Consider the following 26,240-nt stretch of genomic DNA (forward strand, 5'->3'; position numbering starts at 1 on the left):
GTAGGTGAATGCCTTGTTATTATATGAAAAAGTGCATGAAGAAATAGCGAGAAGGACAACTGCACTTCAAACGATGCAAAGGCAAGATGGTACGTGGAGATTCTGTTTTGAAGGAGCACCATTAACTGATTGCCATATGATTTTTTTATTAAAATTATTAGGTAGAGATAAAGAGGTAGAACCGTTTGTAAAAAGATTAGCTTCACTCCAAACGAATGAAGGGACATGGAAATTGTATGATGATGAAATGGGGGGCAATTTATCTGCTACCATTCAATCTTATGCTGCCCTACTTGCTTCGAAAAAGTATACAAAAGAAGATGCGAATATGAAGCGAGCGGAAATGTTTATTACAGAACGTGGGGGAGTGGCGCGTGCTCATTTTATGACGAAGTTTTTATTAGCAATTCATGGAGAGTATGAATATCCTTCGCTCTTTCATTTGCCAACACCGATTATGTTTCTGCAAAATGATTCCCCCCTCAGTATATTTGAATTAAGTAGTTCGGCACGTATCCATTTAATTCCGATGATGTTGTGTTTAAATAAAAGGTTTCGTGTAGGGAAAAAGTTACTACCTAATTTAAATCATATTGCGGGCGGGGGCGGAGAATGGTTTCGGGAGGGCCGATCTCCAATGTTTCAAACATTATTAGGTAATGTGAAACAAATTATATCTTATCCGCTTTCCTTACATCATAAAGGAAATGAGGAAGTAGAACGTTTTATGAAAGAGCGTATCGATGAGAATGGAACGTTATATAGTTACGCAAGTGCTTCGTTTTATATGATTTATGCTTTACTTGCGCTAGGACATTCTATTCAATCGCCAATGATTCAAAAGGCTATAACGGGGATAACATCTTATATATGGAAGATGGAAAGAGGGAACCATTTACAAAATTCCCCGTCAACTGTATGGGATACAGCATTACTTAGTTATGCGTTGCAAGAGGCTCGTGTTTCGAAAGAAAGTAAAATGATTCAAAATGCGTCAGCGTATTTATTAAAAAAACAACATAAGAAAAAAGCTGATTGGAGTGTGCATGCGCCGGCGCTTATTCCGGGCGGTTGGGGTTTTTCTGATGTGAATACGACAGTTCCTGATGTTGATGATACAACAGCTGTGTTAAGAGCATTGGCACAAAGTAGAGGGAACGGAAATGTGGATGATGCTTGGAAGAAAGGGACGAATTGGATTAAAGGATTACAAAATAATGATGGTGGTTGGGGAGCATTTGAAAAAGGCGTGACAAGCAAGTTATTAGCGAATTTACCAATCGAAAATGCAAGCGATATGATTACGGATCCTTCTACACCAGATATTACAGGCAGAGTGTTAGAGTTTTTCGGGACATATACGCAAAATGAATTGCCCGAGAAACAAAAACAAAGTGCAATCAACTGGTTAATGAATGAACAGGAGGAAAATGGATCGTGGTATGGAAAATGGGGCATTTGTTATATATATGGTACATGGGCAGTGATGACTGGCTTACGGGCGTTAGGAATTACTTCTGCTCACCCTTCTTTAAAACGAGCAACTTTATGGCTTGAACATATACAGCATGAAGATGGTGGCTGGGGAGAATCTTGTCAAAGTAGTGTGGAAAAACGATTTGCTACTTTACCATTTAGTACACCATCGCAAACAGCATGGGCTTTAGATGCTCTTATTTCTTACTATGATAAAGAAACACCAGCTATTCGAAAAGGTATTTCATATTTGCTTGCGAATCCTTATGTAAATGAGAAATATCCTACTGGAACAGCTTTACCAGGTGGGTTTTATATTCATTACCATAGCTACGCTCATATATATCCGTTACTTACTTTGGCGCATTATGCAAAGAAATACAAAAAATAAACCGAGAGATGTTTCTCGGTTTATTTTGTTGGGTAGTAGGTCCCTGTTGAAAAGAATAAGGTTATGATTTACCCTTATTTTTCTGATGACTGGCGTTTTTGACGTGCATCAGCGGCATTTGCACGTGCGTTTGCTTCTAAGTCATTGTGGTCAGCGAGTTCACGAGAGAACTCAACATCAATACCATCAGTGGCTTTGCTTTGTTTGAAATTTTTTTTGTTCATTCGACACAATCTCCTTGCACTTTATCCCGCATAACGGGTAGTAAAACTCCCACCTCAAAATTCAGATGGAACAAAGAAGCTAGGTGGGAGATTAACTGCCCGTAACTGCCCGATTGGTGAGGGCTGATAATCAGTGGGGGATGAACAAACTTCCCACTGATTAAAGTTTCACTTTATGCGACGTTGCAAAGTTAGTTTGACACAAATAGACTTTTTTATACAAAGAGGATTTGGAAAGCAAAAAGCCGAAATATACAGTATAAGTAATAGAAATGGGGGATAGGGATGGAATTTTTAAATGGGAAAACAGCTGTTGTAACAGGTGGCGCCCAAGGAATTGGAAAAGAAATTGCACGAGTTTTTGCCAGGCTTGGGGCTAAAGTTTTAATTAGTGATGTAAATGAAGAAAAACTACAAAAAACGACACGTGAATTATCGGACGAAGGATATGAAGTAAGCTTATATCGATGTGATGTAAGTAATCAAAATGAAGCGAAATCATTAATTGAGTATGCAGTTCAAAAATTTGGGACACTGCATATTTTAGTAAATAACGCTGGAATTACAAAAGATGCAATGTTACATAAGATGGAGAAATCAGCTTGGGAACAAGTATTACAAGTAAACTTAACTGGCGTTTTTTATTGTATGCAGCCAGCTCTTCTTTATATGAGACAACAACAATATGGGCGCATTATTAATATTTCTTCAATAAGTAGAGAAGGGAATATTGGACAAGCAAATTATGCGGCAACGAAAGCTGGCGTTGTCGGTCTAACGAAAACAGCAGCGAAAGAAGTTGGAAGCTTCGGTATTACTTGTAATGCAATTTGTCCAGGATTTATGGATACGGATATGACAAAAACAATACCGGATAAAGTAAAAGAAAAAATGGTTGGAGCGATTCCGGTTGGTAGAATTGGAACGCCAGAAGATATTGCGAACGCGGCGGCCTTTTTAGCGTCAGAATACGCATCCTATATTACAGGAGAAGTATTAAATGTGAGCGGAGGGCTGCAAGTTTAAAGGAATACATAATGAAAAGAACCTGACCGAGTGGATCAGGTTCTTTCGATTTAATTTAAGTTTAACCAAACGCTCTTCACTTCTGTATAGTTATTTAATGCGTAAGATCCCATTTCACGGCCAAGACCAGATTGTTTAAATCCTCCAAATGGAGATGCTGCATCAAAGACGTTATAACAGTTTACCCATACTGTACCTGCGCGTACTTTACTTGCAACATAGTGTGCTGTCTTAACATTTTCTGTCCATACACCAGCTGCCAAGCCAAATTGTGATTTATTCGCACGTTCAATTACTTCATCAATATCGTTAAACGGTATTGCAGAAATAACTGGACCGAAAATTTCTTCTTTTGCGATTGTCATCTCATCATTGACGTCGGCGAATACTGTAGGAGAAACGAAGTAGCCTTGATCAAATGGATTACTTCCTCCGCAAAGTACTTCAGCGCCTTCTTCAATCCCTTTTTCAATGAAGCTCATTACACGTTTTTGTTGTTCTTCGGAAACGAGAGGACCGATTGTAGTTTCTGGACTTAGACCAGCACCTTGATTTAATTTTTTAGAATAAAGGACGAGATCAGCCATGACATTATCATACATTTTCTTCGGAATAAATAAGCGTGATCCAGCAGAGCATACTTGTCCTTGGTTAAACATAACACCAGAAAGTGCACCAGGAATAGCGCGAGATAAGTCGGCGTCTGGTAAAATAATATTTGGTGATTTACCACCAAGTTCTAAAGTAACACGTTTTAATGATTCGGATGCTTGTCTCATAATTTGTTTGCCAACTGGAGTAGAACCAGTAAATGCAATTTTATCAACGAGTGGATGATTAACGAGAGCTTGTCCAGCTGATTCACCGAATCCAGGAACGATATTAATAACACCTTTCGGGAATCCAGCTTCTTCAATTAATTCAGCTAAGTATAGAGCGGATAGTGGAGTTTGTTCTGCAGGTTTTAAAACGATTGTACATCCTGTAGCAAGCGCCGCTCCCATTTTCCACATTGCCATAAGAAGCGGGAAGTTCCAAGGGATAATTTGACCAACAACACCAACAGCTTCATGGCGTGTATAGTTAAAGTAATCACCGGAAACAGGAATTGTTTGACCAACGATTTTCGTCGCCCAGCCAGCATAATAGCGCATATGCTCAATTGCAAGTGGTATGTCTGCTGCCATTGTTTCACGGATTGGCTTTCCGTTATCTAACGTTTCGAGCTGTGCAAGCTCTTCTTTATGTTCTTCCATTAAATCGGCAAGCTTGTACATAAGGCGGCTTCGTTCAGCAGTGCTCATGCGAGACCAAGGACCTTCGTCAAAAGCCATGCGAGCTGCGACTACAGCTTTATGAATATCTTCGCGACCAGCTTCAGAAACGATGGCAAGCGTTTCGCCAGTTGCAGGGTTAGGCGTTTTAAACGTTTTACCAGAAGCGCTTTCAACGAAAGATCCATTCACATATAACTTTTTCGTGCCTTGAAGAAACTTTTCTACCTTTTCATGAAGATTTACAGCTAGTTGACTCATTGTATAACCCCCTTGAAAATATAATGTAAACGCAGTACGAGACGGCGTTTATTCCGAAATCAAGGATGTAGGAACTAGATGGAAAGCCTCTAATTAAAATCATAATTAACAATTACTGAAAATTCAAATTTCATTTGTGTTACAATTGTAAAAAATATGTAATGTAAGAGAGTCTTCTATATAATTATAAAAAATCCTGCTTGTTTTTGCTTTCTAGTAGGAAAAACTAGAAGAACAATGGTACAATAATACATCGTGAGAGGAGGGAGAAAATGAAGAATTATCATGATGATCCACGCTTTCGAATTGCCCATAGAGAAGCGTTAATTGGTCTTGGACTTGCTATTATCAATTTTATAATATGGTACGGATTTGCTTATGGGCTTGGTAGTAAAAATCCAAGTGAATATACATATGTATTCGGTTTTCCAGCATGGTTTTTTTATAGTTGTATTGTTGGATTTGTCGTAATGGTTATTTTGCTTAGTTTAGTTGTTCGTTTTGTATTTCAAGATATTTCACTCGATGAGGAAGAAAAAAGTGAGGAATAATAGATGAATTGGTATGTAATCATTCCAATGATAATTTCGTTTATCGTTGTATTTTTAATTGGTATATATGCTTCAAGACGCGTACAAGCGACTGCTCATAATAAATTTTTGCAAGAATATTTTCTTGGTGGACGTGAGCTTGGCGGTTTATTATTAGCGATGACAATGATTGCTACGTACGGTAGTGCAAGTAGTTTCATTGGTGGCCCTGGTATTGCTTACAATATGGGACTTGGATGGGTATTATTATCTGCGATTCAAGTTGTAACAGGGTATATCGTTTTAACGGTTATCGGTAAAAAGTTTGCAATTATTGCTAGGAAGATGGAAGCAATTACGCTTATCGATTATTTAAAAGGAAGATACAATAATAAAGCGGTTGTTATACTTTCGGCGTTATGTATTATTATCTTTTTATTTTCAGCAACAGTAGCCCAGTGGGTCGGCGGTGGACGATTAATTGAGTCGCTAACAGGTCTATCTTATACAACAGCACTATTTTTATTTACTTTTTCTGTACTTGTGTATGTATTAATTGGTGGGTTCCGCGCAGTTGCGTTATCAGATACGTTATTAGGTATCATTATGTTAGTTGGAACGACAATCATTTTAGTTGCTACTGTTATTGCTGGTGGTGGAATTGAAAAGATTATGCAGGAACTTGTTCAAATCAATCCGAATTTAATTACACCATTCGGAGCAGATGGTAGTTTAACGAAATCATATGTTACATCGTTTTGGATTTTAATTGGAATTGGCGTTGTCGGTTTACCACAAATTAGTGTGCGTGCTATGTCTTATAAAAATTCAAAAGCTATGCATCAAGCTCTAATCATTGGAACGGTTGTCGTTGGTACAATTATGATCGGGATGCATTTAACGGGTGTATTTGCACGAGTAGTACTTCCTGGTATAACGGTACCAGATAAAGTCATGCCGCTACTAGCGATGGAAGTGTTGCCGCCTTGGCTAGCTGGCGTTTTCTTAGCGGCACCAATGGCAGCGATTATGTCTACAGTAAATTCGCTATTGTTACTTGTAAGTTCATCGATTATTAAAGATATATATGTAAATTACATAAATAAAGATGCAGCAGACAGTACGATAAAAAAAGGAAGTTTGTGGATTACGGGTATTGTAGGACTGCTCGTTTATGCAGCGGCGATTAAACCGCCAGATTTTTTAATATGGTTAAATTTATTTTCTTTCGGTGGATTAGAAGCAGCATTCATTTGGCCGATCGTCTTAGGGTTATATTGGAGAAAAGGGAATGCAACTGGAGCGCTCGCTTCCATTTTAGTTGGGGTAGGCTCATATATGTGTATTCATCTTTTCTACCCAAATCCGTTCGGTATACATACAGTTGTCTTCCCAATTTGCTTTGCGTTTATCGCTTACATAGTGGGAAGTATGATTGCTGTGGAAAAAAACAGCATAGGCTAGATGAAGAACGTAGTCCGTATAGGACTGCGTTTTTTTTATAAAATTCATCTTTTTTATTCTGTATATGTAGGGCTATTCATAAATTAATAACAACTGAGGGGATGGAGTTGAGGTCGATGAAAAAAGTGTTATTTTTGGGAGACCCGGGAATTGATGACTCTTTAGCCATCATGTATGGAATTATGCATCCTGATATTGATATTGTTGGTGTTGTAACCGGATATGGAAATGTAACGCAAGAAAAGGCAACAAGTAATGCTGCGTATTTATTGCAAATGGCAGGACGGGAAGATATACCTGTTATTAATGGTGCGAAAATTCCTTTATCTGGAGATGTTACAACGTATTATCCAGAAATCCATGGAGCAGACGGTTTAGGGCCAATTAAGCCTCCGAAAGCTTTTTCACCAAATATAAAACCTTTTTGTGCATTTTTTGATATTCTTGAAAAGTATAAAGGAGAATTAATAATAGTCGATGCCGGTAGGTCAACGACATTAGCGACAGCGTTTATTTTAGAAAAGCCGATGATGAAATATGTAAAAGAATATTATATAATGGGCGGTGCTTTTTTAATGCCTGGCAATGTTACACCAGTGGCGGAGGCGAATTTTCATGGCGATCCGATTGCGTCACAGTTAGTTATGCAAAATGCGAAGAATGTAACATTAGTTCCGCTTAATGTTACATCCGAGGCAATTATAACGCCAGAGATGGTAAAATATATTACGAAACATTCTAAAACGAGTTTTAATAAGTTAATTGAACCGATTTTTACGTATTATTATAAAGCCTATAAAAAGTTGAACCCGAAAATAACAGGAAGTCCAGTACATGACGTTGTCACAATGATGGTCGCGGCGAATCCGTCCCTTTTAGATTATGTGTATCGCCGTGTCGATGTAGATACTGTTGGAATTGCAAAGGGCGAAAGTATTGCTGATTTCCGTCCACAACCTGACTCAAAAGCCTTAAAAAATTGGGTTCGAATTGGTTGGTCGTTACATTATAAAAAATTTCTCGAAGATTTCGTGAAAATTATGACGTAGACATAATAGGAGAATACAAGTTAAAATAATGGAGATGGTTACTTAAATAACCATCTCCATTATTTTGTTTTTTTAGATAAAGAGAGAAGAGTTGCACAATAGGAGAGGAATTTTACTTGAAAAAAACTATAGTATGCGCAATGATTGTGGGTATTTTCGTTTTGGTAATATCGGGTAACTTTTTAGTGAAAAAAGTGTGGAGTTCAAATAATGATGATGCACAGTATATCGCATCTTTTATTGAAGAACATAAAGATGAAAAAAATAGTGCGCTTCTAGTAAAGAGAAATGATAAAGTTGTTTATTCTGTAAATCCAAATGTTGTATTACCAGTTGCTAGTACGATGAAATTAATTGTGGCGCTTGAATATACGAAACAAGTTACAGAAGGGAAAATTGACCCGGCTAGTTTCGTTTCAATTAATGATGTCAATCGATATTATGTACCGAATACAGATGGTGGTGCACAAGATAGATGGCAAAGGTATTTGGAGAAGACAGGCAAGATAACTGAAGGAGCCGTTACTTTAGAAGACGTGGCAAGAGGAATGGTTAAGTTTAGTTCGAATGCTAATGCGGAATATTTAATGGAAGTGTTAGGATTAGATAACATTAATCGAAATTTACAAAGTTTATCGCTCCCTGCACATCAACCACTATTTCCGATTGTTTCATCTTTATATATCCCGGGATATTTGCATAAAGAATTACATGTTCCAAAATATAAAATAGAGAAAAAATTAAAAGAAATGACTCAAGAGCAATATCGTGAATATGCGATGATTATTCATGAGCGCTTAAAAAAGAAGGGGTCATTATTACAGAAAGAAATTCCTCTTTATTTAGAGGAACGTTATGATAAAATTTGGTCAGATAGATTACCAGCTGCGTCCGCAAACGATTATATGGTATTGCTGCAAAAGGCAAACCATAAAGGTGGCCTGACAGAAGCTGAAGAAAAAGTGTGGGCAAGTATCGTTGAAACAGATATGAGTGCCAAGAAATATCGTAAAACATTCAGACACGCAGGACAAAAGAATGGGTATACGCCATGGACGGTTACAAAAGCGGTTTATGCTATGGATAAGCGCGGGAACTGTACAGAAATTGTATTTTTAGCGAATAATTTAAATGAAGATGACAGTGCAGAAATACGTAAACATTTAGCAAATTTACATTTCCAAGTGTTGCAAAGTGATAAGTATGATGCGACTTTTATTAAATAAACTCGGTGCATAAAGCACCGAGTTTATTTTTGTCCCGCTATTTGTGGACAGTAAGACTCCCATCTCAAAATTGGGCGAATGCGAGAGAGTTAGGTGGGAGTACAACTGCCTGTAAAAGGCCGATTGGTAAGGGCTAATTAAAGTTTCACTTTATGTATAAGCACTTTTTTACTATCTCTGGGTATGATGGGTAGTAATACTTAGGTGAAAGGGGAAAAGGTGATGAAACAGAGTAAAGAAGAATTTATAAAGAATGAAGGCGCTGATTTCCCTGGGAAAACATATGTGGATTGTGTATTACAACATGTATTTAATTTTCAGCATAACTACTTATTAAAAGATATGTTTCAAGTGCATAAAGCGCATATTATGATGCTGACTGAAGAAAGTTTAATAAAAAAAGAAGAAGCTACAGTTATATTAAAAGCACTAAAAAAGGTAGAAGGAATGCCCAAAGATCAATTGCGATATACAGAACAACATGAAGATCTCTTTTTTTTAGTTGAACATTTAATTTCTCAGGAAGCAAAGTGTGATTTTGTAAGTAATATGCATATCGGTCGAAGTAGAAATGATATGGGAGTAACGATGTATCGTATGAGCTTAAGACGATATGTATTACGATTAATGGAACACCATTTATTATTGCAAGAAAGTATATTGCAACTTGCTGATGATCATAAGGGAACAGTTATGCCAGCTTATACACATACACAACCAGCACAGCCAACAACGTTTGGTCATTATATGTTAGCAATTTATGATACGATGCAAAGAGACTTAGAACGAATGAAAAAAACGTACCAAATTTTAAATCAGTCTCCGATGGGGGCAGCTGCACTTTCAACAACAAGTTTTCCGATTAAACGAGAACGAGTTTCTCATTTACTTGGGTTTACAAATGTAATTGAGAACTCATATGATGCTGTCGCTGGAGCGGATTATTTATTAGATGTTAGCTCGTTACTTATGATAATGATGACAAATACGAGTAGATGGATTCATGACTTCTTATTATTAGCGACGAAAGAATATGATGGTATTACTGTTGCGAAGCCATATGTGCAAATTAGTAGTATTATGCCACAAAAAAGAAATCCAGTTTCAATTGAGCATGCTCGTGCTATTACGAGTAGCGCTTTAGGAGAAGCGTTTACAGTATTTCAAATGATTCATAATACACCATTTGGGGATATTGTCGATACGGAAGATGACTTACAGCCGTATTTATATAAAGGAATCGAAAAGACGATTCGCGTATTTTCGATTATGAATGCAGTCATTCGAACGATGAAAGTAGAAGAAGAAACGTTAAAAAGTCGTTCCTATAAACATGCAATAACGATAACTGATTTTGCAGATGTTTTAACAAAAAACTATAAAATTCCATTTCGACATGCTCATCATGCAGCAAGTACGATTGCTAATATGTCATTGGTGCAGAAAAAGGAGCTTCATGAATTACATTTCAAAGATGTAAATATATACTTACAAGAAAAATTTAAAATACATTTATTAGAAAAAGAGTGGAAAGAAATTATATCGCCAGAAGCTTTTATTCAAAAAAGAAATGTATACGGAGGACCGAGTAAAAAAGAGATGGAACGAATGATTCAAAAGCGTAAAGAGTCATTTCAAAATGAAGAAGAGCGATTTGAAACGGAAAAACGGAGAATATTACGAGCTGAATATAATTTGAACATATTAGTTTCAAATATTATCGAATCGTAAAAGAAGGATTTAATGAATTAATCGCCAATACTTAATTAAAATATAAATGGAGAGAAGAGATTGTCGATGATTCAATTACACGTATATAAAGAGATTCTTCATTTCAAAGAAGATGTTACACCATTTTTAGAAAAGAATGAGCAGGAAAATAATTTAATGTTAGGTATATTACAAGTAGCTCAAGAACCGACGTTTATGGGGGTAGCGAAACGAGGAGAAGAAATTACAGTTGTATTTCTTCAAACAGAAGAGAAGATACAAATGATTGTTGCAACTTCTGAAAATTCGGAAGTAGATATAGTGAAACTTGCAAAAGAGTTATCGAAAGTATATCCGGACATTCCTGGATTGATCGGTAATAAGGAAATTGTACAGAAATTAGCTGAAGAGATTGCGGTGTTAGAAAATAAGAAAACGAATGTTGTAATGAAACAAGGTGTATATGCATTACAACAAATTAAGAAGAAGTGGAACGAGGATGGAATTTTTCGAGAAATAACTAATGATGAGTTGCCATTAATAGAAAAATGGATATATCAATTTTGTGAAGATGTGAAGCTCCCAACTACGAAAGAAGAAGCGGAACGAACCGCACATACATTAATCACTAATAATCGTCTATTTGGTCTAGAAGTAGATGGGAAACTCGTTTCTGTAGCTGCAAAAACGAGACCAACTACAAATAATATAACAGTAAATTTCGTTTATACCCCGAAAGAAGCACGAAAAAAAGGGTACGCATCTAATTGTGTAGCGGCACTCAGTCAACGTATGTTAGACGAAGGGTACAAGACGACTACACTATATACTGATTTAGCCAATCCGACATCTAATAAAATTTATCAAGAAATTGGTTATGAACAAATTGCGGAGTCTGTGCTCATATTTTTAGAGAAGTAGAATAAAAAGGCGTGCTATTTTAGCACACCTTTTTATTATTCATCAATTCTAATAACCTCGCCTTGCGGGAAGTTCTCAGTTTCTAGTAAGTTACGAATAGCTTTTCCCACATATTCAGGTGATAATAGCTTTCCTTCTTCTTTTAGTGTGATGAATCGGTCTAAATTTGTGAAGTCTTCTTTATTTGTTTCACGAATTTGTGCTTGCATATTTGTATCCACAACACCAGGTGCAAAAGCGACGATTTTTACTGGATATTCTTTTTCCTCTTCTTCAGTCGCTACGCATTGTGTAAACATATTTACACCAGCTTTCGTAGTACAATAAGCGCCCCAGCCAAAGTAAGGTTTTTTTCCTGCACCAGATGAAATGTTTACAACGCGTTTATCTACTTTCCAGTCTTTCGTATGTTTCATGAACATAGATGTAAGAATCATAGGGGCAAGTAAATTAATGTGAACGTTCGTAATGAATTGTTCGCTTTCTGCTTTTTCAATCGGCTTCATTGGTGCAACTGTACCCGCATTATTAATTAAATGAATAGAAGATACATTGTCTTCTTTAATGGATGAAATGATTTCGTTAAAGTTAGTTTCTAAATGATGTACATCTTGAAGATCTAAGGAATGGAAAATACAATTGCTGTTATATTGCTCTGCAAGTTTAGTAAGCTCTTTATTTTCTCTTCTAGAAATAGAGATGATGGTTGTGCTTTCTTCTAATAATTGCGCGGCAATTGCCTCCCCTAAACCTTGTGAAGTTCCTGTTATGATAACGTAGCGCATAGTTTTATAAACTCCTCTCGTATGTGCGGAATTTTGTTGGACAACGTACATTGTATAGTTTGTCTACATTTTATAGTATAGAGCACTTTTTACTATAAATGAAATGAGATGATTACGTGCCTTTTTTAAATCGCTTTACAACGACAGTAACTGGTGCCGTCACGTTCACTGGGAATACGTTGGGACTTAGTCCTACATCGCCTGCGCCAGGTAATATTTTTGGTACACTTGCTGTATTTACGACAGTAAATACAGCGCTGCAAGTACCAGGATTCCCAGCAGGGACAACAGATGACTGGCAATTGAATTCTTCAAGTGCAATTTTAAACCTTCCGGCAGGGAGTAGTATTTTGTATGCAGAGTTGGTTTGGGCTGGTACTTTTCGGACTGATACGGAAGATGTTTTACCATTTTTAAATGATAATATTACATTTACAACACCAGCAGGAACTTTTTCAGTTACGCCCGATCCTGCTACAGCGCAGCAAGGTTCAGTAGGAAACCAGTTTTATTATGCTCGCTCTGCTAATGTAACGAATCTTGTAAGTGCAGGTGGGGCAGGCACATATACAACAGGTGCCGTGCCAGCTGCAAGAACTTCAGCTGATCCAACAATCAGTCGTTCAGCTGGCTGGACGCTTGAGGTTGTGTATCAAAATGCAAGTTTACCACTTCGGAATTTGTCAGTATATGCAGGTCAAGAAATTATCGATGCTTCATCCCCGCCAGTTGATGCTACTATTTCAGGATTTGCAACTCCGGCAACAGGAGCTGTTACAGGAAGGGTACTTGTAACTGCCCAAGAAGGTGATTCTAACATTTCTGGAGATCAACTTCGTTTTGGTCCGAATGCAAATAATACAGTTGCTTTATTCGGTCCGAGAAATCCTGCAAATAATTTCTTTCAGTCACAAATTTGTAATGACAGTGGAAATTTAGATACGAGCGGTACATTTGGAGATTTGAATCAGCCGTTAGGGGTAGCTTTGGCCGTCCGAAGACAGGGGTGGGATATTACGAATGTAGATGCCTCCTCATCTTTAGTAAACAATCAAACATCAGCAACTGTTCGCTTTGTCACAAATGGAGATGGATATGCTGCAGCTGGTTTCGGTGTTCAAATTGATGCGACAGGTCCAATCATTAATCCTGTTAAATCGGTTAATAGAAGCGTTGCAGGGGTAGGGGATACTCTCACCTATACGATTACGGTCCCGAATACAGGAACAGGAAGTGCAGAAAACGTTGTATTACAAGATAGTATTCCGAACGGAACGACATTTGTAGCAGGTAGTGTAACGGTAGGTGGAGTAACACAACCGAGTGCGAATCCCGCGAATGGAATTAATTTAGGTACAATCCCAAATAACACGCAAAGAATTGTTACATTTCAAGTTCGAATAACATCGTTCCCGAACCCAAATCCTATTCCAAATCGTGCAATGGTGTCATATCAATTCCGTCCTTTTGTCGGTAGTGCCCCTATTACAAGTACGTCTTCTTCAAACACAGTACAAACGACAGTGAATCAAGCAACTATAAGTATGCAAAAATCTGTAGATCTACAGACGGCAACTCTTAATGATGTATTAACGTACACAGTTAGTGTGACGAATAATGGGAATGTTGCTGCAAACAATGTTATTTTTGTTGATAGTATCCCTGCAGGAACAACATTTGTCGCAAACAGCGTTACGGTAAACGGAGTAGCACGTCCAGGAGCGAATCCATCAACTAGTATTAATCTCGGAAGTATTAATGCTTCGCAAACGACTGTAGTGCGCTTTCAAGTTCGAGTGACATCGAACCCTCTTGTCAATCCAATTCCGAACCGTGCGAGTGTAACATTTACCTTTACCCCAGTGCCAGGTCAACAACCAATTTCAGGTCAAGCGACGAGTAATACTGTATTTACTACTATTAATATAGCTGATCTAAGAACGAGAAAAACAGTGGATAGAGCTTTTGCGACAGTGAATGACGTTCTTACGTACACCGTTACAATTGAGAATACAGGAAATGTACTTGCGACGAATGTTGTTTTTCAAGATCCAATCCCAATTGGAACGACTTTTATTGCAAATAGTGTGACTGTAGATGGGGTTTCGCAACCTGGGGCAAATCCAGCGACTGGGTTTGCGGTAGCAAATATATCTCCCGGCGGAAGTAGGACAGTGACTTTTCAAGTACGAGTGACATCTACACCATCAGGAGGTACGATTGCGAATCGCGGAAATGTATCGGCTAATTTCGTCGTGAAACCAAATCAGCCGCCAGTAGCGATTAATAGACAAACGAATACTGTAGTGACACAAGTTAATACAGGTGGTTTAAATGTAATAAAAGAAGTGAATACAACGCAAGCAGCAGTAGGAGACAATTTAACGTACACGATTGCCGTCCAAAATACAGGGAACGTTCCGTTAACAAATGTATTTTTCCAAGACACTATTTCTTCCGCTGTTTCTTTCGTTGCAAATTCTGTAACAATTAATGGAGTACCGCAAAGTGGATTGAATCCGAATACAGGATTTTCTCTTCCTAATATTCCTGCGGCTCAAACAGTTGTAGTCACATTTGACGTATTAATTGTACAGGATCCAGAAAATGAAGATATTTTAAATCAAGCAAATGTAACAGCAAGCTTTCAAGTGAATCCGAATGAACCACCAGTAACAATCAATGTTCCGAGTAACGTTGTGAATACGACAGTACAATCAGGGAACTTTGAAGTTGTGAAAGCAGTGAATACGAATGTTGCAACAGTAGGAGATATTTTAGTATATACAATCGAAGTTATAAATGCAGGTAGTGTACCAGCTACAAATGTATTTTTCCAAGATTCAATTCCGCAAGGGACATTATTTATTGAAAATAGTGTAGTTGTGAATGGTGTTTTACAAGAAGGGGCAGATCCAGAACTTGGATTCCCATTAAATGATTTGCCTACTGGCGCCAGTGTTATTGTTACGTTTGAAGTATTAATTGATGAAATTCCCCAAGGAAATAATGTCGTAAATAATGCGAATGTAACTGGAGATTTCCTTGTAAATCCAACAGAGCCACCGATTACTGTAACAGTACCAAGTAATACTGTTATGACAGTCGTGAATTCTTCAGGGTTAAATGTAATGAAGAGTGTAAGCGCTACTGAAGCAGGTGTAGGAGATACGTTAACGTATACAGTTCGTATACAAAATAGTGGAACGGTAGCAGCGACAAATGTATCATTCCTTGATCCAATTCCATCTGGAACAACGTTTGTAGCAAATAGTGTAACAATAAATGGAACGCCTCAGCCAGGTTTAAACCCAACAACTGGATTTCCACTTGCTAATATTCCAGTAGGAGGGATGGTAACAGTTGCTTTTCAAGTGACGATCACGAGTGTACCACCAAATAGGGTTCTTCCGAATAATGCAAATGTAACTGCTGATTTTCAAGTAAGTCCTCTCCAGCCACCGATTACAATTGTAACGATTAGTAATATTGTTGTGACGCGAGTGAATGTAGGATCAATTAATGTAATAAAGAGTGTAAACACACCGCAAGCAGGTATAGGAGATACGTTAACGTATACGATCCTTATTCAAAATACAGGAACTGTTCCTGCAACGAATATTATTTTTCAAGATCCGATTCCTGTTGGAACTGCGTTTGTAGCAAATAGTGTGACGATAAATGGAGTTGTTCAGCAAGGCGCGGATCCTATGGCAGGTTTCCCAGTACCAAATATTCCGGTCGGACAAACGGCTACGATTACGTTTCAAGTTACAGTGACGAGTGTTCCGAGCGGTGGAAATATTAGAAACCAATCGAACGTTACTGCAAGTTTTCTTATAAATCCAGCAAACCCTCCAATAACGACTGTTACGAATAGCAATTTTGTCGTGACACAAGTAAACACAGCACAGTTAAATATACAAAAATCTTCATCTGTACAACAAGCGGCATTTGGAGAAACTTATACGTATTCTGTTGTCATTCGAAATAACGGCACAGTACCAGCGACGAATGTTTCTTTCATCGATCCAATTGCTCCAGAAACAGCATTTGTCGCAAACAGTGTGACGATAAATGGAATTTCACAGCTTGGTTTAGATCCGAATATTGGTTTCCCGCTTCCTAATATTGCAGCTGGGGCATCAGTGACAGTAACGTTCCAAGTTACAGTAGTTACGCCATCCCCACGCGGAGCAGTATTAAATACGGCATCTGCTACAGCCACTTTCTTATTAAATCCTTTACAACCACCTGTAACAACGACAAATTCAAGTAATACGACAGTAGTTACAATACCGTTACCTCCTCCTGGTGAAGTAACAGCAACAAAAGCAGTTGACGTTGCAACTGGGGCTGTTGGAGATGTATTAACGTATAGCGTGCTAATTACGAACGTAGGAATTATACCTGTTACAGATGTACTCTTCCAAGATGTCATTCCGGAAGGAACGACATTTGTCGAAAATAGTGTAACGATAGGTGGGGTTCAGCAATTTGGTTTAAATCCAGAAATAGGATTTACTGTTACTCCATTATTAATTGCTGGTGGAAGTATTACGGTAACATTCCAAGTGACAATTACAGAGATTCCAGATAATGAAGTCATATTAAACGATGCTGACGTTACATTTACTTCACAACCGAATCCGCAGGAACCACCGATTACGGAAACGATATTAACGAATTTAGTCGTTACGACAATTAATATAGCGTTTATTTTTCCGTTAAAACTAGTAGATAAAGAAGTAGCGACTGTAGGAGAAATTTTAACGTATGATGTATTGATTTTTAATTTTGGAACAGTGGCAGCGACGAATGTTCAATTTATAGATACTACTTCCGCGGGTGTAGCATTTGTACCAGGAAGTGTGAGCATAAACGGGGTACCGGCACCAGGATTAGATCCTTTCATTGGTTTTACAGTTCCAGATATACCTGTAGATGATTTTGTACTTGTCACATATCAGGAGACGGTAACGAGCATACCAGAAGGTGGTACAGTTGTTAACTTTGTAGACGTTACCGCGACATTTGCTGTAAGTGAAACAGAACCACCTATTACTGAAACGACGACAAGTAACACGACATTAACAGAAATAAATGAATCTGGTTTGAATGTATTAAAATCAGTGAGTCAGCCGATTGTTGCAGTAGGGGATACAATCACCTATACAACAGTAGTTCAAAATACAGGGACAGTGACAGCAACGAATGTTCAATATAGTGATGTATTACCTTCCTCTATAGCATTCGTGCCGAACAGTGTAACGATAGACGGTGTGTTACAACCTGGATTCAATCCGAATAATGGATTCCCGCTTCCAGATATAAATCCAGGTGAAAGTGTAGAAGTAACATTCCAAGTAACAGTTGTTAGTGTTCCATCAAACGGAACAATTGTCAATACGGCAAATGTAACAGGTAGCTTTGTATTAGTACCAGGAGAACCACCAGTTATAGTAAACCAACCGAGCAATACAACACTCACAACTGTCAATAGAGGACAATTTAATGTTATTAAACAAGTAAATAGAGCGGCTACTCTCGTTGGAGATGTATTAACGTATACGGTTCAAATAACGAATACAGGAACAGTAATAGCTAACGATGTTCAGTTTGTTGATACGATTTCAGCAGGAGCGTCATTTGTACCAAATAGTGTAACGGTAAATGGAGTTTCGCAACCAAACTTAAATCCGATTACTGGCTTTGGAGTTGGAGATATACCAGTTGGTGAAACGGTTATAGTGACGTTTCAAGCGACAGTTACAACCATCCCGTCATCAGGAACAATTACGAACGTTGCAAATATAACAGGAAGTTTTACTTTAGTGCCAGGAGAACCACCGGTTATAGTGACAGATCCGAGTAATACGACTATAACAAGAATAAATAGAGGACGTTTCAGCATTATAAAATCTGTAAATAAAGAAGCGACACGTTTAGGAGATACGTTAACGTATAGTGTGCAAGTTACAAATACGGGAACGGTAACAGCGACGAATGTTCAGTTTATCGATGTTCCATCACCTAGTTTAGAATTTGTTCCTGGAAGTGTACAAATAAATGGGATTCCGCAAGTAGGTTTAGATCCTTTTGTAGGCTTTTCATTACCGGATCTTGCAGTAGGGGATAGCGTATTAATCACATTTGAAGTAAATGTAATTTCAATTCCGCCTTCTAGTAGCATTATGAATACAGCGAGAGTAACTGGTGATTTCGAATTGATTCCAGGAGAACCACCGTTTACAATTACCAATTCAAGTAATACGACAGTCACACCAGTAAATAGAGGCAGTTTAGATATGCTGAAAGAAGTAGATCATTCAATTGTTGGAGTAGGAGAAACGGTAACGTATCGTGTTCGTATATTAAATACTGGTACGACTGACGCAATGAATGTTCAATTTATTGATGTGCTATCTCCGGAAGCTGTTTTTGTACCAAATAGTGTAACGGTAAATGGAGTAGCGCGTCCGGGAGTAAATCCGCAGGTTGGATTTACGATTTTGGACATTCCAGTCGGTGAGACGGCGATTGTAACATATGAAGCTACGATTACGAGTTTTCCAGATGGTGGTACAGTAGTGAACGTTGCTGGAGCATCAGCAGAATATATTTTAGTACCAGGTGAACCGCCAGTTACAGTGATGGACACGAGTAATACAGTTATTGTAACGGTAAATACTGCAATTTTATTTGTTGCAAAAGGAGCAAACTTTGAAGTAGCAATGGTAGGAGATGTTGTCACTTACGGCATTGCCGTCATAAATGATAGTACAGTTCCTGTGACGAATATTGTTTTAACAGATATCATTGATCCAAATACGTTATTTATAAATGGCACGGTAACGGTAAATGATGTACCTCTTCCATTTGCCAATCCGAATACGGGTATTCCGTTAGGTGATTTTCAGCCAAATGATGCGGCAATTATTAATTTCCAAGTTGTAATAACGGGAGGACAAATAAATAATTTAGTTACAAATACTGCTACAGCGACTGGGCTCGCAACTGTAAATCCGAATGAGCCACCTGTAGTAGTGGAAGGTGATAGTAATACAGTTGTTATCCCGTTTATCCCTCAAAATGTCTCAACGACAGTCGTAAAAACGGCAAATCTTCAAACAGCAACAATTGGAGATGTCATTACGTTTACGACAGTCATTACAAATACAGGTGATACTGTCATGCAAAATATTCGTTTTCAAGACATGTTAGATAGTAGTGTTCGATTTATCCCTGGAAGCGTAATAGTCGATAGTGTTCCATTACGAAATGTAAGTCCAGTATCAGGGTTTCTTATAGGAAATTTAAATCCGGGTGAAGCGCGGACAGTTTCGTTTCAAGTAGTAGTTCAGAGCGCACCAAGTGGTTCAGGAAATTATATTAACCAAGCGAGTATTCGCTTTGAACATCAAGTAGGTACAGTATTGCCACCTGTTACACAAATAATAGAAAGTAACATGGTAGTCATCCCATTTGTTCCAACGATAGAACAAATTTGCGAAACGAACTTTAATTGCTTAGATAAAATTCCATTTCAATGTTCTCCATGTAATCACTTACAAATAAATAAAAAATAAATACCAAAAGAGCATCCTGTAAGAATAGGATGCTCTTTTTTATGTGTATCAATCATGTAGATTCTTTTTCGGGTGAGGTGAAAAATTCATTGGTTTTGTTGGAGAGTAGAAATGGAATAGCTCCTTTTATGACAGAAATATCCCAGTCCCACCATGCAAGTTTTTCTAGTTTTTCAATGGTTTCTTGTGAAAAACGATAGCGAACTAGTTTGGCAGGGTTCCCAGCTACAATTGCATATGGAGGTACGTCTTTTGTAACTACACTCTTTGCACCGATAATGGCCCCGTTACCAATTGTAACACCAGATAAAACGCAGGATTGATAACCAATCCATACATCATTGCCGACTACGATATCACCTTTTGATGAAGGATGACCAGTAATATGTGCTCCTTCATCGAAGAGAGCATTAAATGGGTAAGTCGTTATCCAATCAGCACGATGCTCGCCGCCAAGTATGAAAACGACTTCTTCTCCTAATGAACAAAAATTACCTATTTTCAATTTCGTTTCATCATTCCAAGAAAAAATAGTTGGACCTACTTTACTATAAGTATAATCACCAATATCATATTTACTATATTCAGGTTTTTGATTTAAATATAACATAACAAATTTAGCATCCTCTCTAAAGCAAGTAATGGATATGGAACATTATATGCAAGGTGGAGTAAGGCGAACTGTGTTGTATGAATTAGTAAGATGTAAGTATGTTAGTAGGGAAAATGAATAAAGGGGAGTGGAGTGGATGAGATACGAAATGGGGTTATATAATAAACCTTTTCAGTCAATTCAATCAGGAAAAAAGGTATATGAAGTACGCTTATACGATAAAAAACGTCAACTTATAAAACAAGGCGATGAAATTGTATTTACGAACCTTACGACAGCAGAAACGATGGTTGTAAAAGTAACGGAAGTAAAGCGATACGAAAGCTTTAAAGAAATGTACGAGCAAATTGATAAAAAGTTATTGGATTGTGAAAATGATAGTTTAGAGGAAATGTTAGAAAGTACATACAAAATATATACGAAAGAACAAGAAGAAAAGTGGGGAACAGTTGCGGTTCGTATTGAGGTAATAAAATGATGAGAAATCGCGGCGTGGCTATTATTGTACAGGATGGAAAAATTGCTCTAATAAAACGTGTTCGAGACGATGAAGTATATTACGTTTTTCCAGGCGGTGGAATAGAAGAAGGAGAAACATCGGAAGAGGCAACGAAGCGAGAGATATACGAAGAATTAGGGGTACATATAGAAGTAAAGCACCTTATTACAAAGATAAAGTATAAAGGTACCGAATATTATTATGAAGCCTATATTACGGACGGAGTATTCGGAAGCGGAAAAGGTGAGGAGTTTAAGCAGAAAGATAGAGGTTGTTATATTCCGTTATGGATACCGATAAATGAGTTGAAAAATGTGAATATAAAACCTTACGAAGTGGTCGAAAGTATATTCGATTATTATAAGATGTAAGGTCTGACAACATACAAAAAAAACCATTGACATAGCCTGCTGATTTAAGTATTGTATTCGAGTATGTTTATAATCAGGAGGTTTATATGAGCAATCAAACTACTACACATCATGTGAAAATGACAACAGCAGATCCATCTGGAATCGGTCTATTTGGATTAGCAATGGTAACACTTGTAGCATCATCTCAAAAGTTAGGTTTAACAGATGGCGTTTCACTTGTATTACCATGGGCAATCTTTTTAGGGGGATTTGCACAAATCTTTGCATGCATTCACGATGCAAAGCATAACAACACGTTCGGTACGACAGCATTTGGTGCGTACGGCCTGTTTTGGTTAGGTGTTGGAATGACTTGGTTAATTCAACTTGGAGTATTCGGCGAAAAATTAGCCCAAACTGCAGATTCAAAACAGCTTGGTGTAGCCTTTATCGGATATTTAATTTTCACAATCTTTATGACGATTGGTGCAATGGAAACACATAAAGTATTATTTATGATTTTCGTACTTATTGATTTCTTATTTATTGGTCTTTCATTAAGTACTTTAGGTGTTATGCCGCACGCAATGCATAATTTAGCAGCATATTCTGAACTATGTATTTCATTATTATCTTTCTATGGTTCAGCCGCAGCAGTGTTAAATACACACTTCGGAAAAGTTGTTTTACCAGTTGGAAAGCCATTTGGTATTTTTAAAAAGTAATAAAAAAGCACAGGTGATTGTATAGTCATCTGTGCTTTTTTGTATGGAATAAATAAAAATGAAAAATATAATTGAAATTGATTCTCATTATTAATATAATGAGAATGAGAATCATTCATTGTAAGAGGGGGATGCCAAAGTGGCGAAAATTTTAATTGCGTATGCGAGTATGTCAGGAAATACAGAGAGTATTGCTGATTTAATAAAAGTAAGTTTGGATGCTTTTGATCATGAAGTAGTATTGCAAGAGATGGAAGGCATGGATGCTGAAGAATTGCTAGCTTATGATGGAATTATTTTAGGATCTTATACGTGGGGCGATGGTGAATTGCCGTTTGAGGCAGAAGATTTCCACGAGGATTTAGAAAATATAGATTTGTCAGGAAAAAAAGCAGCTGTATTTGGATCAGGTGATACGGCATATGAACTGTTTTGTGAAGCGGTGACGATATTTGAAGAACGTCTTGTAGAACGCGGTGCAGAACTTGTACAAGAAGGATTGAAAATTGAATTATCTCCAGAAGATGAAGAGGATATTGAAAAATGCAGTAATTTTGCAATTGCATTTGCTGAGAAGTTCTAAGAATGGGAGTGTCAACGTGGAGACAATGTTAAGTGCAACTGCTATTACAAAATTAAGAGATGGAAAACTTATGTTAGCTACTACATATGATGGCTTATTTATTGAACAAGACGGAGAATGGAAACAAATTTTAAATGGCTTTCAAAAACGAATTCGGGATTTACATAGCGTAGATAATATAGTTTATGGTGTAGGCGACGAAGGGATTTTTATTCGTAGCATGAATGGTGGAGAGAACTGGACAATTCAGCGTTTTCCAACAAAAGCAACGAGTTGGAATGTGTGTAGTAATGTACAAGGAACTGTCATTGCTCATGGAGATAAAACATTGTATCTTTCTAATAATTTCGGTTCTACATGGGAGACCATTCATCCATTTCTTGATTATGGCAGTGATGCACCGTCTATTCGTTCGTTATTCTTATATAAACATTACTTATTTATTGGTACGAAAATACATGCGAAATATGGTGGTGTTTGGCTTTTTGATTTAGAGAAACGTAAATTAAAAAGAATTAAAATAGCGATGAATCAAATGATTTCTGCGTTGACTCTACATAATTCTTATCTAGTAGCAGCAAGTGGATCGTGTAAAGGAATTGGTGGTAATATTTCTTTTTGTAAAATAGATGAAAGTATTGAGAATGAAAAACTATATTGGCATACATGTCAAAGTGAGCAGAAAGCTAGTAGCTATTTAGACTTAAGTGTAGATCAACATGTGCTATATACGACTTCAACGCAAAATAAGGCGGGCGTTAGCACGGTTTGCCGTGTGCATCTTAATGAAGGGATTGTTACAGTATGTGACTCGGTTAAAGGGCATGGTTGGCGCATTGTTAATCAAAAAGAAGGCTATGTTGTAGCTGGATCAGGTGAATCAAAAGCGATGCAGTGGAAGAAAAAAGTTGTTTAGCAAAAAAAACTTTGCTTTTATTATATTGATATGATATAGTATGTTTAAACCATTTTACTTTTAATAATATAGAGATTTAAATGAGCTGTAACTTCCGAGGAGGATAGCAATGTTAAATCTCCTCAGGGGTTGCAGTTTTTTAATGTCTGGTTTATTATTGTAAGGTGGTTGAAAATGAATATGTACATATAGGTACATTGTAGGAGGATTTTTTTCATGCAAAACGGTAAAGTAAAATGGTTTAACTCAGAAAAAGGTTTCGGTTTCATCGAAGTTGAAGGCGGAGAAGACGTATTCGTTCATTTCTCAGCTATCCAAGGCGACGGCTTCAAAACTTTAGAAGAAGGTCAAGAAGTTACTTTCGAAGTAGAACAAGGTAACCGTGGACCACAAGCTACTAACGTTAACAAGAAGTAATTTTTGAAAAAAAGAAGGGCTCGCCCTTCTTTTTTTTGCGTTCTTATTGAATATCCTCCAATGTACATATGATAATAAGACTGAATTTTTGTTTTTTATACGAGGTATTTCATGCATAAAGTGTATGAATAAATAGATACTGAAAATAAAGTATGTGTGTGAAAAGGATTTTAGAAAGAGGTAAATAAATTGAAAAACGCTACACGGTTCATTGTGTTTGATATCGAAAGGAATTTTAGGCCGTATAAATCAGAAGATCCGTCAGAAATAGTAGATATTGGAGCTGTAAAAATAGATGTGAGTACAATGAAGGTTATTGGAGAATTTTCAGAGTTAGTAAAACCAAGTGCCCCATTAACTCGTCATACAACAAAATTAACTGGAATTACAAAGAAAGATTTAATTGGTGTAGAGAAATTCCCTCAAATTATAGAGAAATTTATTCAGTTCATTGGAGAAGATTCTGTATTTATTTCATGGGGAAAAGAAGATTATCATTTTCTATCCCATGATTGTACATTACATGGCCTAGAATGCCCGTGTATGGAAAAAGACAGTAGATTTGATTTGCAAAAATTTATTTTCCAGGCTTATGAAGAATTGTTTGAACATACACCAAGTTTGCAATTTGCAGTAGAACAGCTCGGCTTAACGTGGGAAGGGAAACAGCACCGCGCTTTAGCAGATGCTGAGAATACAGCAAATATACTTCTTAAAATATATAGCGAGAGAGATATTAATAAGCGATACAAGAGACACGGTGAGCTTGAACTTGTAAAGAACGGAAAACTAACAGAAAAAGCGAAAAAAAAGATGCGAAAATGGGTGTTTAAAGAACTGAAGAAACATGCAGAACGACCATTTGTGTGGAGTGCATTTGAAAGTAGTGAAACGTGGGAAAGTATAACGGAAAGGTATTATATAAGTGAAAATACAGTAGAACTTCTGAAAAAACATTTCCTTACAGCGGTGAGAAAAGCGGAGCGGCAGCTTAAATATTTGGCTGAGATGGAGGAGAATGCACAGTCTAGGTGACATTCTCTTCCATTTCTAGCTATATAAATTTAAAGTCATCGTATTGACGGATGAGTAAAGTATTCAAATTTAATTAGGAATCAATTTGTTGTTGTAATTTGGCTATTATAATTGCTTTGAAAATTAAGGCGTCGTAAGAATTTTAAAATATATTAATAAAATAAGAGCTCATAAAAATGAAAGAGGGTACAGTTAAATGGAAGCAATCGTTAACATTTTAACTGTTTTATTTTTTATATTATATTCTCATCACTTTTTATTTTTATTACACTTCCTCTTATAGTAAAAAGGAGTTAGTAAAAGCTTAATATATCTTTAAACCGCGGTGAATTAAAGATTAAAATTGAAGAGTAAGATAAGCGTTATATATATGGGAGATGCGATGATGATAAATTTGGATATCAAAGATATTAACGTAAAGATGGAATTAAACGGTGTCTTTTGGAATGAGAATAGGATTGCTGAAATGATGGTGACTACAACAGCAGAACATTCTCTTATTCTTCATATATTAGTTGACTTAGAAAATAAAACTATTAGTGCGATGAGTGCCACGATAGTGAATGGGTTCTGCCCTCTGTGCAAACAGAAAAGGGACGAATGCAGTGAACTTAATGACCCACAAAATAAAATGGATATTTTAGAAGAAGCCTACGATTGGGTGAGAGAGCATCCAGAATATCGTTTTCAATTATCTTTTTACGAGTACAATAAATTTGAGGTAGTAAAGTGAAATTTTTATTTTAATAACATATATAGTGACTATAAGGAAAACATCAAAAACTTATAGAAGGACTGGGTCTATTAGTAAAAAGTGAAAAAATTGTAGTACGTTGTATACAAGAACATATTGAAAAGGATATTTCAACTGGAAATGTGTTTGTACAACAAGGAACGAATTTATTTAGATACTGCAACAAATTTTATCTTAAGTCAAAAAAATTTAATACATAAGCACATCTTGTTATAAAGCAGAGAAACCGATTCTTAGTAGAGTCGGTTTTTAAAGTAAACGTCAAGTAAGTCCAAAATAAAAGAGCGCTTTGTTAATAGCGCTCAGTAAAAAAATAGTTATAGGGAAGCATTTATTCAATGTTAGAATCGAAATTTTTAGTATTGTGTGGTCTCATTTGTAGACACATAGTTGTTATTTAAAACATGTTTATTGGTTAC

Annotated in this window: 21 protein-coding genes; 17 read left to right on the forward strand and 4 right to left on the reverse strand. The window is 36.9% G+C overall.

What is annotated here, in order from left to right:
* The first annotated feature begins 13 nt into the window (after window positions 1-13).
* Entirely contained in the window at window positions 14-1,867 is a 1,854-nt protein-coding gene (locus tag ACS2MN_RS26400; RefSeq protein ID WP_000928158.1) for a terpene cyclase/mutase family protein, read from the forward strand.
* Between the two features lie 74 nt (window positions 1,868-1,941).
* On the opposite strand, the gene ACS2MN_RS26405 is transcribed toward ACS2MN_RS26400, so the two are convergent.
* Window positions 1,942-2,091: a YfhD family protein gene (locus ACS2MN_RS26405; protein WP_001035814.1), complete on the reverse strand. Its 150-nt coding sequence runs from the start codon at window positions 2,089-2,091 to the stop codon at window positions 1,942-1,944.
* Between the two features lie 285 nt (window positions 2,092-2,376).
* On the opposite strand from ACS2MN_RS26405, the gene fabG reads away from it, so the two are divergent.
* A complete protein-coding gene (gene fabG / locus ACS2MN_RS26410; RefSeq protein ID WP_000395047.1) occupies window positions 2,377-3,117 on the forward strand; it encodes a 3-oxoacyl-ACP reductase FabG in 741 nt (246 codons plus the stop codon).
* A 50-nt stretch (window positions 3,118-3,167) separates the two neighbouring features.
* Here the strand turns inward: fabG and dhaS are convergent, their stop codons facing one another.
* Window positions 3,168-4,652 (reverse strand): aldehyde dehydrogenase DhaS, encoded by a 1,485-nt coding sequence (gene dhaS / locus ACS2MN_RS26415; RefSeq protein WP_087950578.1) that lies wholly within the window; start codon window positions 4,650-4,652, stop codon window positions 3,168-3,170.
* 272 nt (window positions 4,653-4,924) lie between these two features.
* On the opposite strand from dhaS, the gene ACS2MN_RS26420 reads away from it, so the two are divergent.
* The 6 genes from ACS2MN_RS26420 to ACS2MN_RS26445 all read left to right on the forward strand — a co-directional run bounded on the left by ACS2MN_RS26420 (window position 4,925) and on the right by ACS2MN_RS26445 (window position 11,552).
* On the forward strand, window positions 4,925-5,203 hold the full coding sequence (locus ACS2MN_RS26420; RefSeq protein WP_000800723.1) for a YhdT family protein: 279 nt from the start codon (window positions 4,925-4,927) through the stop codon (window positions 5,201-5,203).
* 3 nt (window positions 5,204-5,206) lie between these two features.
* A complete protein-coding gene (panF, locus tag ACS2MN_RS26425; RefSeq protein WP_001104809.1) occupies window positions 5,207-6,646 on the forward strand; it encodes a sodium/pantothenate symporter in 1,440 nt (479 codons plus the stop codon).
* Window positions 6,647-6,762: 116 nt separating this feature from the next.
* Window positions 6,763-7,695 carry a nucleoside hydrolase gene (locus ACS2MN_RS26430; RefSeq protein WP_000756436.1) on the forward strand — a complete coding sequence of 311 codons (933 nt, stop codon included), beginning with the start codon at window positions 6,763-6,765 and terminating at the stop codon, window positions 7,693-7,695.
* Window positions 7,696-7,811: 116 nt separating this feature from the next.
* Window positions 7,812-8,921, forward strand: coding sequence for a serine hydrolase (locus tag ACS2MN_RS26435; protein WP_000751346.1), 1,110 nt, complete (start codon window positions 7,812-7,814; stop codon window positions 8,919-8,921).
* A 222-nt stretch (window positions 8,922-9,143) separates the two neighbouring features.
* Window positions 9,144-10,652 (forward strand): argininosuccinate lyase, encoded by a 1,509-nt coding sequence (argH, locus tag ACS2MN_RS26440; protein ID WP_087950577.1) that lies wholly within the window; start codon window positions 9,144-9,146, stop codon window positions 10,650-10,652.
* 60 nt (window positions 10,653-10,712) lie between these two features.
* Window positions 10,713-11,552: a GNAT family N-acetyltransferase gene (locus ACS2MN_RS26445; protein WP_140158426.1), complete on the forward strand. Its 840-nt coding sequence runs from the start codon at window positions 10,713-10,715 to the stop codon at window positions 11,550-11,552.
* 35 nt (window positions 11,553-11,587) lie between these two features.
* On the opposite strand, the gene ACS2MN_RS26450 is transcribed toward ACS2MN_RS26445, so the two are convergent.
* Window positions 11,588-12,337: a (S)-benzoin forming benzil reductase gene (locus tag ACS2MN_RS26450; RefSeq protein WP_001271042.1), complete on the reverse strand. Its 750-nt coding sequence runs from the start codon at window positions 12,335-12,337 to the stop codon at window positions 11,588-11,590.
* 116 nt (window positions 12,338-12,453) lie between these two features.
* Between ACS2MN_RS26450 and ACS2MN_RS26455 the strand changes: the two genes are divergently transcribed.
* Window positions 12,454-19,926 (forward strand): DUF7507 domain-containing protein, encoded by a 7,473-nt coding sequence (locus tag ACS2MN_RS26455; RefSeq protein WP_346994881.1) that lies wholly within the window; start codon window positions 12,454-12,456, stop codon window positions 19,924-19,926.
* Between the two features lie 52 nt (window positions 19,927-19,978).
* Here the strand turns inward: ACS2MN_RS26455 and ACS2MN_RS26460 are convergent, their stop codons facing one another.
* Window positions 19,979-20,536 (reverse strand): CatB-related O-acetyltransferase, encoded by a 558-nt coding sequence (locus ACS2MN_RS26460; RefSeq protein ID WP_000966327.1) that lies wholly within the window; start codon window positions 20,534-20,536, stop codon window positions 19,979-19,981.
* Window positions 20,537-20,675: 139 nt separating this feature from the next.
* Here ACS2MN_RS26460 and ACS2MN_RS26465 point away from each other — a divergent pair, with 139 nt between their 5' ends.
* The 8 genes from ACS2MN_RS26465 to ACS2MN_RS26500 all read left to right on the forward strand — a co-directional run bounded on the left by ACS2MN_RS26465 (window position 20,676) and on the right by ACS2MN_RS26500 (window position 25,800).
* Window positions 20,676-21,017 carry an ASCH domain-containing protein gene (locus ACS2MN_RS26465; protein WP_001268354.1) on the forward strand — a complete coding sequence of 114 codons (342 nt, stop codon included), beginning with the start codon at window positions 20,676-20,678 and terminating at the stop codon, window positions 21,015-21,017.
* The gene (locus ACS2MN_RS26470) at window positions 21,014-21,409 is read left to right on the forward strand and encodes an NUDIX hydrolase (RefSeq protein ID WP_000986159.1); all 396 of its coding nucleotides are present in this window, start codon (window positions 21,014-21,016) and stop codon (window positions 21,407-21,409) included. Before ACS2MN_RS26465 ends, ACS2MN_RS26470 begins: the two co-directional genes overlap by 4 nt.
* An 86-nt stretch (window positions 21,410-21,495) precedes the next feature.
* Window positions 21,496-22,116 carry an acetate uptake transporter gene (locus tag ACS2MN_RS26475; protein WP_000070943.1) on the forward strand — a complete coding sequence of 207 codons (621 nt, stop codon included), beginning with the start codon at window positions 21,496-21,498 and terminating at the stop codon, window positions 22,114-22,116.
* 139 nt (window positions 22,117-22,255) lie between these two features.
* On the forward strand, window positions 22,256-22,699 hold the full coding sequence (locus ACS2MN_RS26480) for a flavodoxin (protein ID WP_001062761.1): 444 nt from the start codon (window positions 22,256-22,258) through the stop codon (window positions 22,697-22,699).
* A 16-nt stretch (window positions 22,700-22,715) separates the two neighbouring features.
* Complete coding sequence (locus ACS2MN_RS26485) at window positions 22,716-23,615, forward strand: WD40/YVTN/BNR-like repeat-containing protein (RefSeq protein WP_000449501.1); 900 nt, start codon at window positions 22,716-22,718, stop codon at window positions 23,613-23,615.
* A gap of 216 nt (window positions 23,616-23,831) precedes the next feature.
* Window positions 23,832-24,032 (forward strand): cold shock-like protein CspB, encoded by a 201-nt coding sequence (gene cspB / locus ACS2MN_RS26490; RefSeq protein WP_001179148.1) that lies wholly within the window; start codon window positions 23,832-23,834, stop codon window positions 24,030-24,032.
* A 189-nt stretch (window positions 24,033-24,221) separates the two neighbouring features.
* Window positions 24,222-25,067 carry an exonuclease gene (locus ACS2MN_RS26495; protein WP_346994882.1) on the forward strand — a complete coding sequence of 282 codons (846 nt, stop codon included), beginning with the start codon at window positions 24,222-24,224 and terminating at the stop codon, window positions 25,065-25,067.
* A 385-nt stretch (window positions 25,068-25,452) separates the two neighbouring features.
* Window positions 25,453-25,800 carry a hypothetical protein gene (locus tag ACS2MN_RS26500; RefSeq protein WP_000609019.1) on the forward strand — a complete coding sequence of 116 codons (348 nt, stop codon included), beginning with the start codon at window positions 25,453-25,455 and terminating at the stop codon, window positions 25,798-25,800.
* Window positions 25,801-26,240: the final 440 nt, after the last annotated feature.

This window comes from Bacillus cereus group sp. BceL062 (assembly GCF_051780025.1).
Taxonomy (GTDB): Bacteria; Bacillota; Bacilli; order Bacillales; family Bacillaceae_G; genus Bacillus_A; species Bacillus_A toyonensis.